This window comes from Streptomyces mirabilis, from assembly GCF_018310535.1.
GTDB lineage: Bacteria > Actinomycetota > Actinomycetes > Streptomycetales > Streptomycetaceae > Streptomyces.
In genome coordinates this window covers 478198-491258 of the sequence record NZ_CP074103.1, presented here as the reverse complement: position 1 = coordinate 491258, position 13061 = coordinate 478198, and the positions used below count along the sequence as shown (strand labels likewise).

Sequence of the window (13061 nt, the reverse complement as noted above, 5' to 3'; positions counted from 1 at the left end):
CGGAGCGTCGGACGGGGCCGGGGACGGCCGCCTGGTCAGGTCTGTTCGTCGGGGAAGAGCCGCCGCGCCATCTCGATCACGAAGGCTGAGGGCCCCAACGACATCCAGTATCCGTTCCTGGTCTCGTACCCGGGGCCGACGATCATGGTCACGGTCGACTCGGCACGGGTGAGGGCGACGTAGAAGGTGCGCCTCTGCTCCGCGAGCTCCGTCTCCGTGGGTTTCCGCCACTGCTTCCCGCTCGGGACATCACGCGGAATGATGCCCTGGAGGAGGCCCGGCAGGATCACGGTGTCGAACTCTCGGCCCTTGGCTGCGTGGTAGGTGGCGAGCAGTACCTTCCCGATGACTTCCTCGCCGCGCGCGAGGTCCTGCAGCAGAAAGTCCTTGGACCTGCACAGGTCGGCCATGCGGTCGAGGCTGCTCGTGTTGTCCTGGTCGGGGTGTCCCGCGGCTATCTCGTCAAGAGCCAAGCCGGCGCGCAGCTGCTCCAGCCAGGCGAGGGCAGGGGCTTCGGCTGGGTAGAGCTCCTCGGGGTCGAGGCACAGTTGCAGAGCCCTGGGCACGAAGAGCCGCGAGGGGGACGGGGCGAGCTGGGCCTCGGTACGCAGCGTGGTGAAGGCGCGGGCCAGGGAGGCAAGTGACGGCGCCTGCGTACGGCGCAGCATGTCGGCGCGATCGGCGCCGGATGCGGTGTGGATCTGGTAGTTGGTGACGGCGCGGCTGGCGCACCGCTGGACGAAGCGGGAAAGGCTGCCGGCGGGGAGCTTGTCGTCACCTTCGTGCCGGAAGTCCAGCTCGCGTCGGGTGAGCTCGCTGCGGACTTCGTCGAGCAGGCGACCGCGAGCGGGGTAGAGGATGGCGATCCGCTCGGGGCTGATGCCCTTGTTCTGCGCCTGTTCGACCAGGTCGCAGGTCACTCGGGCGTGGTCCGCGAGCCCTCCCTCGACCTGTTCGAGGTTGACGTCGCCTGGGGGTGCCCCTTCGCGGGCGAGGCGGCCTCGGGAAAGGCCGAGGGCGGCTTCGGCGGCGGTGATGATGTCCTGGCCGCTGCGGTAGTTGACCTCGAGTTCGAGATCGCGGAAGTCCGCTCGGCCTGCCAGCTCGGTCAGGTACTTGGCGTCGGCTCCGGTGAATCCGTAGACAGACTGGTCGGTGTCCCCGACGGCGAAGACGGTGATGCCGGCCAGGTCGCGCAGCGCGAGCACGAGTTCGTGGAGGACTCCGCCGAGGTCCTGGTACTCGTCGACGACGAGGTGGGGAAAGCGGGAGCGCAGGAGGTCGCGGACATGTGCGTGCTCCCTGACGATGTGCACGGCCCGGGTGACCATGGCCTCGAAGTCGATCTCGCCTCGGAGGATGAGCTGTTCCTCGTAGAGGCGTGCCGCCTGGACTTCCCGCGGGTCGAAGCTGTCCAGGTCCTCGTTGCAGGCCAGGGCCCGGCGAATCCGGGTGCTCTGGGGCATGCGGTGCTGGGCGAGGACCTCGCCGATGCCGGCCTGGTCGAAGCACCGCTGCAGAAGCGCTTCGGTGGCCGCCTTGTTGAGGACCTGTCCTGCTTGAGGTGCCGACTGCCCGGTCAGGTGTGCGAAGGCGCGGAGGATCTCGTTCAGGCAAAAGGCGTGCACGGTGGAGCAGGTGATCCGCCCTTCGGCGCGCACGCCGCTGCGCAGGACGCGGCGGCGGATCTCCTCGGCCGCCGCGTTGGTGTAGGTGATGCAGGCCACGCCGCGGAAGGCCGAGATCTGCGTCTGGAGCACGTAGGCGATCCGGGCGACGAGGGTGCGTGTCTTCCCGCTTCCGGGCCCGGCCCGCAGTACGACGTTGCCGTCGTGGAGAACGGCGGTCCGCTGCCTGGGGTGCAGACTGTCGAGCTCTGCGAGCAGGGTGTCACTGACCTGCATCGCTGCCCTGCCCGTTGGCCTGTGGCGCCGTGTGGCCGGTGAGTAGTGAGGTTCCGCGGGCCGCGCGGCTGATGCGTTCCATGGCCAGGAAGAGGTAGGACGCCGTGCCCAGGCGGCGCAGGGCGTGCTCGTCCAGGGGGACAAGGTCGTCCGTGATGTTGGCTTCGGACCGGATCCGGGCGTCCAGGTCGACCTGGGCGATGTGCGCGGCGAGGCGCTGGGCGAAGCGGCCCTTGCCGAGGTCGCCGATGCGCTTGAGCATCTTCTTCCGCAGCTCGGGGTCGATCGTCGTGTTCAGCTCGTTGGCGACCCCGCGGCTCACGTCGTCGATCGCGGTGGCGTTGCCGTTCAGCTCCTTGAAGGCTTGGATGATCTCCTCGCCGAACATGGAGCACAGGTCGGTCTCCAGGGTCTGGGCGCCGACGTAGACGCCGTGGTCCTGGAGTTCTGAGGCGAGGGGATCGCGGGTCGTTTGGTAGTCGGCCGCGCCGGTTTCCGGCAGGCGGGCAATCTGGTCGCGGAGCGCCTTGCCGCGGGCTTCGTCGGGGTGGAGGTTCGCGCCTCGCTTGAGGCCGGCTTCCCGTCGGCCGCGCTTGTCGCGGGCGGCGTCTCCGTCGGTGATGACCACGTGGGGGGTGTCGAGGCCCTTCGGGCCGAGGAGTGCCCGGTAGGGCTTGAAGTCGGTGCCGTGGACGCTGGCCACCACGGTGCCGTAGGCGTCGAGGTCGAAGCCGGCGGCTTCGGCCAGGGCGGGGAGGATGTACAGCTCGGCCAGTCCTTCGACCAGGACGACGGCGGAGGCGAAGAGGACCTCGGCGCGGCTGACGTCGAGGTAGCGCTCCAGGTCCGCGGCCTGCTCGCTGGTGACGGGGAGGGCGGACGTTGTGGCACCGGTAGTGCCGTTCTCCGTTGCGCGCAGCACGATGAAGGAGCGGACCGGGGCGACGGCGGCGATGTGCGGACTGTGGGTGGTGAGGACGAGCGACGGTCCGCTGCGCAGCAGGTACCCGAAGAGGTGCCGCTGGAGGGTGACGTGGAGGTGGGCTTCGGGCTCCTCCACGGCGACGAGGGTGGCGATGAATTCCTCGTCGTCTCGCTGCTGGCTGAGGGCTTCGAGCAGCAGGCCGAGGTAGATGACGTTGGCGCTGCCCAGGCTGGTGTCGGAGATGCTTCTGCGGCGTGCCGTGTCGAAGAAGAGGCGTACGGCGCGGATCAGTTCGTCCGGCTTGGAGGAGGCGAACCCCAGGGTGGGTTGGACCGCCAGGCGCGGCCCGAACATCGCGCCGAGCCGGTCCGTCAGGTGTCCTTCCAGCTTGGCGACGTTGTCGTCCTTGGTGAGCTGGTCGACTGCCGTGGCCATGGCCGAGGCGGTGGCTTCCAGGTTGACCGGGTCAAGGGGGAGCCGTTCGAGGAGGTCCCTCATAGGGCTGCGGCGCCAGTTGTGCAGGTCTGCCTCGGCGTCTCGCAGGGCCGGCAGGACGCGCAGGGCAACTTCGCGGCGGATGGCGCGCACGTCGTTGGTCTCGCGGTCGCCGGCGAAGACGACGACGTCGTAGTCCTTCGCGGTCAGCGGCCGGCCGGTCGGCTGCACGCGGGAGCCATCGGCCGTTGCCACCTCCGTCCGCGGGGCGAAGCGGTAGGTCAGCCGGGCTACGTAGGGGTCGAAGTCCACCGCGGCGCTGGACAGAATGCTCTTGGCGTCGGCGTCGTCGTCGAAGCCTCGGAGTTCGACCACGATGGTCACTTCGGCTCCGCCGGCCAGGCCCGCGGGGTGTCCTTCCCAGATGTCTTCCTCGCGCAGCATGCGCCGTGCGTCGGAGATGGACGGGTCGAGGACCAGGCGGATCGCTTCCAGCAGGTTCGACTTGCCGACGCCGTTCTCGCCGACGACTACGGCGTGGGCGGGGAAGTCGTCGATGACCAGGTGCCGGAAGTTGCGGAAGTTGCGTATCTCGATCCGCGAAATGTGCAGGCCCATTGATCCCCTTGGCGATCTGGTGCGATGTGGTGATTCATCATTCCAGGACCGTCCACGCCGGTGGGCCCTTTCTCAGCGTCCGGTGGTCTGCCGGCCCCGCCGGTGCGATCTCTGCGGCTGTGCCGGTCGAGTCGCTAGTCGGGCCCGGGGTCGGCGTGGATGTTCAGGTCGGCGAGCAGGGCGCGGCGTTCGCGTTCCTCTCGGTTCAGGAGTTCCGCGAGGATCAGCGGATCACGGCGGGAGGTGATCGCATCGCGTACGACGGAGGCGAGGACGTCGGGCGGCAGGGCCTCAGCCTGGGTGGTGGAGCTGCCGGTGAAGGAGCGGTTGTCGGTGGTTTTCGTGGGGGCGGTCGGCAGCCGGTGTTCCTCGATCTGCTGCTCGGTGACTGCCAGGCGCTCGAAGACGACTTCCGAACCGGGGGCGTCCACGGTGGCGAACGCCGCGACGTCCTCCGCGAGCGCGGAGAACAGGTGCACCCCGCTCGGATCCCAGTCCGATACGACGAACACCCTCACGGGCCGGGGATCGGCGGCCATGCGCAGCGCCGCGGTCCGTTTCGCCGGCAGGCCGCTGAACCCGCTGCCCGAGTACACAGGCACTCCGTACGGGTCGGCCACAGCGCGGAGCTGGTTGACCATCCCCGCTGTCTCCGACCACACCTCCAGCCGGATCGGCTGGCCTGTCTGCCGGTCCAGCCGGTAGCCGTCCGCAGCCTGCCGCAGCGCGGCATGGAAGTCGTCGGGGCCGGCGTAGAAGACGGGTTCCGCTTTCAATTCGGTGTCGTCGCGGAGCGCTTCCCAGGGGATTCGGCCCGACCGGCGGCCCATCCCGATCACCTCGATCAGCCGCTTGTAGGTACGGGACTCCTTGGCCAGTACCCCGTCGGAGATCAGCGAGTACCAGACCTGCCTGATCGTGAGGGGCAGGTGGTCCGTGTATCGGTTCAGGACCCGGTCCACGGCCGCGAGCAGTTCCAGCGAGGACGCCTGGGGCTTCCAGCACGGCTGGTATCCGCGTGAGCGCCGATTGGGCATGGTCACCTCCCGACGGCGAAAGGGACGCCATGGCGTCCCTTTCAACGATCGCCGCACAGAACGCAAGATGCCAGGCCCCTTCCTGCCCCTTCCCGAATGGGCGACATCCGGGGCGACCTGGTGTCGACTGCCTCGTTGACAGGCCATGACGGACTTCAAGGAGTGGATGGCGCAGGTCGCGGCTGTACCCGGCCCGAGCGAGGAGCGGCTGGCGCAGTTGCACGGCGTGGACGGGATCGACGGCCTCACCGAAGGAGAGGCCCAGGCGTGGCTTCTGCGGGTCATGGTCGACTACCGACGCGAGCCCATCGGCTGGCAGGCCCGCGTGATGGTGGGACGCGCCGGACCCGAGTGCACAGGCCCGGTCGTTGTCCCGGCCGGCAGCCGGTTCCCCCAGGCGGTCACGGCCGTGATGGACCAGGCGCAGGACCTCGCCAACATCACACGCAGGCCCGTACGGGTCATCCACGGCGTCGATGGCAAGCCGGACCGGTTCCTTCCCACCCTGGCGAAGTTCGCGCCCGACATGACCGGCTTCACCTCGCCAGTGTGGGCCGCGATCCCCGAACCCATGGAGGACCCAGTCCCGTCCTGAGAACCGGACGCCGCACCGGCTGTACCGGAACTTCGATCCCCGGCTCCCTACGTCGGCTGACGACGGCGCCCAGTGTGGCGGCCGCACCTTGGCCGCCCCGCTACCGTGTGCGGGCATGGATGGCAGCCTTCCCCATGTTGATCCCGCCTCGGACCATCGCCTCTGTGGGATCTGCCCCGCCCTTCGGTTCCCGCGTACGGTCTTCGTCGTCTTCGATCGGCCGTGTCGCGAGGCCCCCTTCGACCCGGCTGACGGACATCGGTACACCCTCGACGGGAGGCCGGCCTGCGTTCACCCGCACAAGCTCGGCCTGCCGCCTGACCACACCGCGGCGCCGCGCGAGTCTGCGCCCATCGACGCTGGCCGTATGCAGGCGCGTACCCGGTGGTGGCCTTGGGGGCGCGGCCGGTAGGGCGGCGCGGCGGTTGGCAGCAGTTTCCGTTCGCCCGTTCTGCTAGCCGCTGGTACCAGCACCTAGCTACAGTGGTGTGTATGGGAAAGCAGACGAATATCCGGCTGGACGACGCCGTCAAGGCGGCCGCCGAGGACCGGGCCAAGCGCCGCGGACTGAGCCTGCAGGGCTACGTTGCCGACTTGATCGAGGCCGATGTGAACCAGTCCCGTGCCGCCTTCATGGCCGGCGCCGCGACGTTCCTGGCCCAGTATGCGGACACGTTCGAGGCGGAGGTCGGCGAGGACCGCTACCCCGGCCTCCCGGAGGGGCTGATGGAGAGCGCGCCGAGGGACGCCGCGTGAATCTCCGCATCGATCTCGCCTGGATCTTGGCTGTGGCGCAGCAGATCCCGGGTGACCCCCAGGTCGTCGACTACGGCGTGCCAGTAGCAGCTGAAGCACGTCATCGCGCGGAGGTCCTGGACCACGAGGTCTATCCCGAGCCCCACCACAAAGCCGCCGCGCTGCTGTGTGAACTGGCGAGGAACCCCAGCCTTGAGGTACGCAACCTCTTGTTCGCGGCCACGGTGACGGCGGCCTACCTGTCGGCATGCGGCCTCCCGGTCAGCCCTGGGCTGGACACCGTGATTCCCTTGGCCCGCGCCGCCCGGGACGGGCTCCCGGTGCGAGAGGTCGCCGCTCAGATCAAGACCTGGACAAGCTGATCGGGCATGGCCGTGGGCGAGCGTCGCCCGGCCATCAACACGCGTTTGGTCATGGACCGGAGTTCTTGCGATCGACGCATCGCGCAAGATCGGTCACGCGCCAGGGGGCGCCTGGTCGGTCTGTGGTCTGCCGACGAAGTTCGTGACCAGCGCGCGGATCGGGGAGCGGAGCTCGGACCACTCCTCGGCGGATCGGTGCTCCGCCTCCATCAGTTCAAGCACCTTTTCGAAGGACAGCAAGGCCACACGGCCGCGGCGTCGGCCCAGCGCGGTCCGGGCCTCCTGCAACGGAAGCTGCCTGACATCCGCGCCCTCGGCGCGGCGGTGCAGCGCGGTGATCCGGGTCAGCACGTTGAGTTTGCCCAGGATGCGGACGAGTTCTTGATCCGCCCATCTGCCGAGCACGGCTCGTCTGCCCTTCCAGACCGCGAACCCGACGCCAGCGATCCACGTCGGCAGCATCACGATGCGGATGGCCGGGGTCTGGGCCTGCGGGATCAAACCGCTGGCCAGAAGCATTCCGTACGGCCCCTGTGCCAAGGCGATGACCATGCACCACTGCAGCAGACCTGTCGGATACCAACGTAGGCGTCCGTCGGCGAGGGTCACCATCGCACCGACCAACGCCAGACCGACCAGGAGCAGCCAGGCGGCCTCTGCACTCACAGCTGTCATGTCACGCACATGCGGACTGTAGGCCCCGGCTCCGACAGCGGTGGCTGCGAGCGTCCCGCTCGCCTTCACCCCTGTCGCGGCTGAGCAGGACGGTTCAGGCTTCCGGGACGTCGTCGTGCTTGGGGCTGTCTGTATCGGGGGCGAGATGGTCCACCAGCATGAGCAGCATCTGCACGGCGAGGGCGCCGAGGAGGATGGCGACCCATCCCATGGTCCATGGCGTGCTGCGGGTGTCGAGCACGGTGGGCGTGAGCACCACCATCGCGGCGATCATGCCGCATGGAAGGACCCACTGCCGCCTCATGGCCGGCCGCCCGGCACGGTGCCGTCGGTCTGGCGCCCGCCCTCGGTGTCGTTGTCCGGGTGGTGCGGATGGTTTCGCCACGGAGCGGCCAAGCTCATGAGCTTCTGGAGCAGGTGCTCGGCCGTGTCACGGTCCTGGGCGTGTACGGCCTCGGCGTAGGACTTCTCCAGATCGTGGGCGGCTGTCCAGTCGTCCTCATACGCCTGGCGCCCCTCGGGGTACTGCTCGCGGCGCCGGTCGTCGAGCCGGTCCACGACGAACTGGTAGGCGCGTACGCCGGTCTGCAGGTCCAAAAGCATGCGGCGGATCTTTCCTTCCGGAGTGGGTGACCTGGTCGGCTGTGGGTCGGTCTACCGGCTGAGCGGTCGTGCGGCGCGGGCGCGCCGCGCCGCGCGGAATGCTTCGGCGGGATCGTCGCAGGCTCCGGGGGCGGGACGCCACTCATCGGCTCGCCTGAGCGTGAAGGGGTGCCACCGACCGTCGAGACCGGGCCGGATCTGGACGCCTGCGGTCGAGTCGGTGATCGCTCCGTCGGCGATGTCGATGATGCCGAAGGCGAAGGCGCGGGAGGCGCGGAGGGCCTCTGCAGCCTGTTCCAGGGTGCTCGGCGGGACCGTGGCTGCGGCGAGGGTGGCATGGGCGCCGGCCGGGCCGCCGTGGCGGTAGCCGATCATCATCGCGCGCAGCGTGGTTTCGCTGAGGCCAGTGGCGTCGGCGGCGGCGGGTAGCCGGTCGATGCCGTGAGGGCTGGCGAGGATTCGAACTGTGTCGGCGAGGTCGTCGTGGGGTGGGTCCGGGATGGCTGTCAGGAGCGCTCGGGCGCGATCGGCGGCGTCCTGGGTCATCCAGGCCAGGTCTTGGGCGCGGGGCCCGGGGAGGGGCGGGTCGTCGAGGTCGGTGGTGACCGGGACGATGGGATCGAGGTCGAGGTCGGGCGGGGAGTGCGGTGGCCGGTGGGCTGCCAGGGAGTAGAGCTGGTCGGCGCGGACGGTTCCGTCGTCGTCTGCCGGGAGGGTGCCGGGGTCGGTTTCGGCGATGAGGTCACGGACGAGGACGGCGAGGCTGCGGGCGGACATGCCGCGGGCGCCGAGCAGGATGGAGGCCGTGACGGCGAGGCGGTCGGTGACGGCGTGGCCGAGGGCGCCGCTGTGGTCGCACACGCGGCCGGCGTGGCCGGTGGGGCAGGAGCAGGCGAAGGTGATCTCTTCGGCTGCCGGGACGATGGCGATGCCGCCGGCATGGCCGGGGTCGGCGATGGCCGCAGGGACCCGGTTGGCCAGGAGGTCGGCGACGGCTTGGGCGTTGCCGGCGAGGCGGCCGGCGAGGGTGTCCCACTGAGTGTCGGTCAGTTCGGGCAGGAACAGGACGGCTTGGTGGGTGGCCTTCTTCGCGGTGACGGCGGCGGCCAGGCGCCCGGGTTGCGCGTGGATCTGCGCGACGCCGCCGTTGCGGTGGAGGTTGAGGCCCTTGCCGTAGGAGCCGGAGCCGTTGGTCGCCAGGTGGAATGCCTGCTTCCAGGCGGCCACGAGGGGGGCCATGTTGCGGGTGTTGCCGGAGCCGGTCATCGGGCGGCCAGGGCCACGAGCGCGTTGAGTTCGGTGTCGTCGAGGTCGGCGAGGGCGCTCTCGCCGGAGGTGAGGACCGCCTCGGTCAGGGCGCGTTTGCGGGCGAGGAGTTCGTTGATGTGGTCTTCCACGGTGCCCTCGGTGATCAGGTGGTGGACCTGGACGGTGCGGTGCTGGCCGATGCGGTGGGCGCGGTCGGTCGCCTGGTCCTCGACGGCGGGGTTCCAGGGCCGGTCGTAGTGGACGACGTGCTCGGCCCGGGTGAGGGTGAGTCCGGTGCCGGCCGCCTTGACCGACAGCACGAAGACCGGGGCCGGGTCCGGGTCGTTCTGGAAGGCGTCGACGAGGTCCTGGCGGCGGGCCGGGGGCGTTCCGCCGTGGAGGAAACGCACCGAGCGGCCGCGGGCCCGGAGGTGGTGCTCAAGGATGCGGCCCATCTGCACGTATCCCGTGAAGATCAGAGACGCTTCGCCGCGCTCGGCCAGGGTGGGCATGAGGTCGTCCAGGGCCGCCAGCTTGCCCGAGCGGCAGGCGAGGCCCGCCGGGTCGGCGTCCTCCAGCGGCTCCTTGAGGTAGAGGCTGGGGGTGTTGCAGATCTGGCGCAGGGCCTGGAGCAGTTTGAGGACGAGGCCGCGGCGCTGGATTCCGGTGCTGGTGGCGATCTTGTCCATGGTGTCGCGGACGGATGCCTCGTACAGGCCGATCTGTTCTTCGGTGAGGGCGACGATGCGGTGGTGGTGCACTTTGCCGGGCAGTTCGGGGGCGATGCCGGGGTCCGTCTTGCGCCGTCGCAGCATGAACGGGCCGACGAGCCGGGCGAGTTGCGCGGCGGCCGGTGAGGCGGAGTCCTTCTCCACGGCGCCGTAGCGGGTGCGGAAGGCTTTGCGGGTGCCGAAGAGGGAGGGGTTGGTCCAGTCGAGGATGGCCCACAGCTCGGTGATGTTGTTCTCCACCGGGGTGCCGGTGACCGCGATCCGGCCGCGGGCGGGCACGGTGCGCAGTGCCTTGGCAGTGGCCGAGGTGGGGTTCTTGATGTGCTGGGCCTCGTCCGCGATGACCAGTCCCCACTCGGCGGCGGCGAGGGAGGTGGTGTCACGGCGGACGGTGCCGTAGGTGGTGATGACGACTGTGTTGGGGTCGAGGGCGTCACGGTCGAGGGTCCGGCCGGCGCCGTGGTAGCGCACGACCGTGGTGGAGGGCGCGAAGCGGGTGATCTCGCGCTCCCAGTTCGCGATCAGGGAGGCCGGGCAGACCACTAGCGTCGGGCCGGCGGCGCGGGTGGTCTCGATGCGGTTCAGGTGCAGGGCGATGGTCGTCAGGGTCTTGCCGAGGCCCATGTCGTCCGCGAGCAGCGTGCCGAAGCCCAGGTCGACCATGTTCGCGAGCCAGGTCAGGGCGCGCTGCTGGTAGTGGCGCAGCGTCGCTTTCAGGGCGGCCGGCGGGGGCACGGCCCGGGTCTCGTCGGGGGCGCCGCGCAGCGTGCCGACCAGGGTGGCCAGGGCGCCGGCGGGCCGGGCTTCGAGGGCTTCGCCATTGAGGGTGAGGGTGCCGGACAGGGCCGCGGTCAGCGCGTCGAGGGATGGCAGGGGCGCGAGGTCTCGGGCGCGGGCGCGGCGAGCGGTGTCGGCGTCGACCAGGAGCCAGCGGCCTCGCAGTTGGATCAGCGGCCACGCGGCGTCGGCCAGCGCGGTCATCTCCTGCTCGGTCAGCGGGTCACCGTCGAGGTTGATGTGCCAGCGGCAGTCCACCAGGCGTTCCAGTGCGAGGTATCCGCCACCCGTCGGGGACTCGTCCTCGTCGCCGGGGTCGTGGGTGCCGATGACGGCGGTGGCGGTGAGGGCGCCGAGGAGGGTGGGGGGCCACTGCACGGTGATGCCGGACTCGGCGAGCGGGGCGGTGGCGTGGTCGTGGAGGCGGGCCAGGTCTGGGGCGGTCAGGGAGATGCGGTGGGGGCGTTCCTGGGCGGCGAGGTGCGCCAGGGGCGGGTAGTGGCGGGCGGCCCGGCGCAGCGCGCGGCGTACAGCGGGCAGGGCGGCGGGGGTGAGCTCGGCCCGGGTGTGCTGAGCCCCGTCCCAGACAGTGATCGCTGCAACGGTGTCCTGCTGGTCGGGGGCGGCGAGGTGCAGGACGGCAGGTGCGGACGGGACGGTGCCCGCGGTGTCGGGTTCCTTGATGCGCAGCACCAGGCGCGGGGTGGGGTGGGGATCGACGGTGTCCTCGATCGCGTCCGCCCACCTCCACAACTCGGGTGTCGCCTCGGCGTCCTGGCCGGCGGGCCCGGTGTGGGGGCCGGATCCCAGGAGGGTGGGGGTGCCGGGGGTGCGGAGCATGGTGTCGGCGACGGCGTCGAGCAGGGGCCACACCGCGTGTTCGGGGGACGGGACGCGGATGGGGTTGGTACCGGCGAGGAGGCAGTGTCCTTCGGGGGCCATCAGCGCGGCGACGTCGGTGACGGCGGTGTGCAGGGCTTCGGTGATCGGGCCGATGCGCCAGCAGCCCTGGCCTTGGTCGGTCAGGGCGGGGTGGACGCGCTGCTGCGCCACGCACGTGAGGGCCAGGCGCAGAGGGTGGCGCCATCCGGTGACCGAGGCGTGCTCTCCCTGGCGGGGATCGAGGATCAGGGGGAGGGCGAGTCGGAGCGGGACGGCCATGCCGGTCACGGTGGCGCGGCGCGGCATGATGCCACCGGTCCCGGCCAGGACGAGGTCGCGGGTGACCGGCTGAAGGGGCGCCGGCAGTAGTTCGAGGTCGGGGAGCGGTACGCCGTCGGGCCGGAAGATCATCCAGGTGCTGTGGGCGGGGTGGCGGGCGGGCAGCAGGGTGAGCGCCACGCCGTCGGCCAGGGCCTGCTCGAGGACGTGGTGCGCGCGGAACAACTCGGCTGCGCTGGCGGGAACGGCGGGGGGTGGCTCCTGTGTACGGGCGAGGCCGAGCGGTGGAAGCAGCGCCGGGGCGTTGGACGGGGTGGGAGGCTCGGGCGCGGGAGCTGGGGGGACGTCGGCGGCCAGTGCTTGCTGAAGCATTTCCAGGAGGCTGCTGGCCGCGGCCGCGCGGGCGCTCTGTTTGCTCGTTCCCTCTCCCGTCGCGGCGAGTTTCTGCCCGCGGTGGACGGCGGTGACTGTGGCGGTGAAGGCGGAAGCGGCCCCCGTGACCCGGAAGTCGGGTGTCGTGGTGTGCCCGGCCTGGGCGAACTCGTGAAGGACCGAGATGGGGCTGCGGCCCGCAGCGGGTGCCGAGCCGGCGCGAGGTGCCGGGGCTGGCGGCGGGACGGCGGGGCTGGCAGATGCGCCCCATGCCTCTACGGCACGGTCGGCGAGCGGGTCGGGAAGGCCGGCGATCGCCGCGATGAGCGTGGTCATGGCCTGCTGCCGGGCGCCCTTGCGGGTGCGGGAGCACTGAATGCTGCCGCTGATCTGCTGGTCGTCGACCGTGAGCGTGGCCTGCGCGTGAAAGCCGTCCTGGCTCCCGGCGTCCTGGCCCTCGCGGACGGTCGCCGCCGCCAGCCGGAGCAGCTGAGCGTGCATGGAGATGATGCTCGGCGCCAGTTCCGGGCTGGCGGTGACCGTGGTGAGCGCTGCACGGCGAACCGCCGCCCAGACCTCCGAGCCGGGGGGCTCCAGGAGCAGCACCCGCAGGTCGGATACCTCCAGGCGGCCCTGAGTGAGCCGGCGCGCCGCTTCGGCGGCCGCCGCCGCGGCAACGGTTGGCGCGGCATCGCGCGCGATGCCGCGCTTCAGTGCTGCGCGGAAGGCGTCGGTACTCATCGAGGAGGTGCCGTCGGCACGGGGTGCGGTGCGTGAGGCGGGGATGCCGGGTCCGGACGTACGAGCGGCCAGCGCTGCGGGGCTGATGGGCTGCAGGCGGTCGATGGACAAAGAGCACTCC

11 protein-coding genes are annotated in these 13061 nt (G+C 70.7%); 3 read left to right on the top strand and 8 right to left on the bottom strand.

The genetic code is table 11. The features are described 5' to 3' along the window. Positions 1 to 35: 35 nt before the first annotated feature. The 3 genes from SMIR_RS42990 to SMIR_RS42980 all read right to left on the bottom strand — a co-directional run bounded on the left by SMIR_RS42990 (position 36) and on the right by SMIR_RS42980 (position 4919). Positions 36 to 1904, bottom strand: coding sequence for an ATP-dependent helicase (locus tag SMIR_RS42990; RefSeq protein ID WP_212728871.1), 1869 nt, complete (start codon positions 1902 to 1904; stop codon positions 36 to 38). Next, positions 1891 to 3882: an ATP-dependent nuclease gene (locus SMIR_RS42985; RefSeq protein ID WP_212728870.1), complete on the bottom strand. Its 1992-nt coding sequence runs from the start codon at positions 3880 to 3882 to the stop codon at positions 1891 to 1893. Before SMIR_RS42985 ends, SMIR_RS42990 begins: the two co-directional genes overlap by 14 nt. A gap of 134 nt (positions 3883 to 4016) precedes the next feature. Further along, the gene (locus SMIR_RS42980) at positions 4017 to 4919 is read right to left on the bottom strand and encodes a hypothetical protein (RefSeq protein ID WP_212728869.1); all 903 of its coding nucleotides are present in this window, start codon (positions 4917 to 4919) and stop codon (positions 4017 to 4019) included. 145 nt (positions 4920 to 5064) lie between these two features. Here SMIR_RS42980 and SMIR_RS42975 point away from each other — a divergent pair, with 145 nt between their 5' ends. The 3 genes from SMIR_RS42975 to SMIR_RS42965 all read left to right on the top strand — a co-directional run bounded on the left by SMIR_RS42975 (position 5065) and on the right by SMIR_RS42965 (position 6632). Further along, positions 5065 to 5514, top strand: a complete 450-nt coding sequence (locus SMIR_RS42975) for a hypothetical protein (protein ID WP_212728868.1) — start codon at positions 5065 to 5067, stop codon at positions 5512 to 5514. A 492-nt stretch (positions 5515 to 6006) separates the two neighbouring features. Continuing rightward, positions 6007 to 6270, top strand: coding sequence for a hypothetical protein (locus SMIR_RS42970; protein WP_212728867.1), 264 nt, complete (start codon positions 6007 to 6009; stop codon positions 6268 to 6270). Continuing rightward, positions 6267 to 6632 carry a hypothetical protein gene (locus SMIR_RS42965; protein WP_060880727.1) on the top strand — a complete coding sequence of 122 codons (366 nt, stop codon included), beginning with the start codon at positions 6267 to 6269 and terminating at the stop codon, positions 6630 to 6632. The genes SMIR_RS42970 and SMIR_RS42965 overlap by 4 nt, the downstream gene beginning before the upstream one ends. Positions 6633 to 6725: 93 nt before the next feature. Here the strand turns inward: SMIR_RS42965 and SMIR_RS42960 are convergent, their stop codons facing one another. The 5 genes from SMIR_RS42960 to SMIR_RS42940 all read right to left on the bottom strand — a co-directional run bounded on the left by SMIR_RS42960 (position 6726) and on the right by SMIR_RS42940 (position 13051). Further along, complete coding sequence (locus SMIR_RS42960; protein ID WP_212728866.1) at positions 6726 to 7307, bottom strand: hypothetical protein; 582 nt, start codon at positions 7305 to 7307, stop codon at positions 6726 to 6728. Positions 7308 to 7401: 94 nt separating this feature from the next. After that, the gene (locus tag SMIR_RS42955) at positions 7402 to 7569 is read right to left on the bottom strand and encodes a hypothetical protein (protein ID WP_212728865.1); all 168 of its coding nucleotides are present in this window, start codon (positions 7567 to 7569) and stop codon (positions 7402 to 7404) included. A 38-nt stretch (positions 7570 to 7607) separates the two neighbouring features. Further along, positions 7608 to 7910, bottom strand: coding sequence for a hypothetical protein (locus SMIR_RS42950; protein WP_212728864.1), 303 nt, complete (start codon positions 7908 to 7910; stop codon positions 7608 to 7610). A gap of 51 nt (positions 7911 to 7961) precedes the next feature. Continuing rightward, on the bottom strand, positions 7962 to 9149 hold the full coding sequence (locus SMIR_RS42945; RefSeq protein ID WP_249938726.1) for a hypothetical protein: 1188 nt from the start codon (positions 9147 to 9149) through the stop codon (positions 7962 to 7964). A 23-nt stretch (positions 9150 to 9172) separates the two neighbouring features. Beyond that, positions 9173 to 13051 (bottom strand): SNF2-related protein, encoded by a 3879-nt coding sequence (locus tag SMIR_RS42940; RefSeq protein ID WP_249938725.1) that lies wholly within the window; start codon positions 13049 to 13051, stop codon positions 9173 to 9175. Between the last annotated feature and the right edge of the window lie 10 nt (positions 13052 to 13061).

What these genes read in the sequence shown, in the direction of transcription:
- SMIR_RS42960 (WP_212728866.1), bottom strand. Translation starts at nt 7,307, where the DNA reads ATGACAGCTGTGAGTGCAGAGGCCGCCTGGCTGCTCCTGGTCGGTCTG.
- SMIR_RS42975 (WP_212728868.1), top strand. Translation starts at nt 5,065, where the DNA reads ATGACGGACTTCAAGGAGTGGATGGCGCAGGTCGCGGCTGTACCCGGC.
- SMIR_RS42950 (WP_212728864.1), bottom strand. Translation starts at nt 7,910, where the DNA reads ATGCTTTTGGACCTGCAGACCGGCGTACGCGCCTACCAGTTCGTCGTG.
- SMIR_RS42985 (WP_212728870.1), bottom strand. Translation starts at nt 3,882, where the DNA reads ATGGGCCTGCACATTTCGCGGATCGAGATACGCAACTTCCGCAACTTC.
- SMIR_RS42955 (WP_212728865.1), bottom strand. Translation starts at nt 7,569, where the DNA reads ATGGTGGTGCTCACGCCCACCGTGCTCGACACCCGCAGCACGCCATGG.
- SMIR_RS42980 (WP_212728869.1), bottom strand. Translation starts at nt 4,919, where the DNA reads ATGCCCAATCGGCGCTCACGCGGATACCAGCCGTGCTGGAAGCCCCAG.
- SMIR_RS42945 (WP_249938726.1), bottom strand. Translation starts at nt 9,149, where the DNA reads ATGGCCCCCCTCGTGGCCGCCTGGAAGCAGGCATTCCACCTGGCGACC.
- SMIR_RS42970 (WP_212728867.1), top strand. Translation starts at nt 6,007, where the DNA reads ATGGGAAAGCAGACGAATATCCGGCTGGACGACGCCGTCAAGGCGGCC.
- SMIR_RS42990 (WP_212728871.1), bottom strand. Translation starts at nt 1,904, where the DNA reads ATGCAGGTCAGTGACACCCTGCTCGCAGAGCTCGACAGTCTGCACCCC.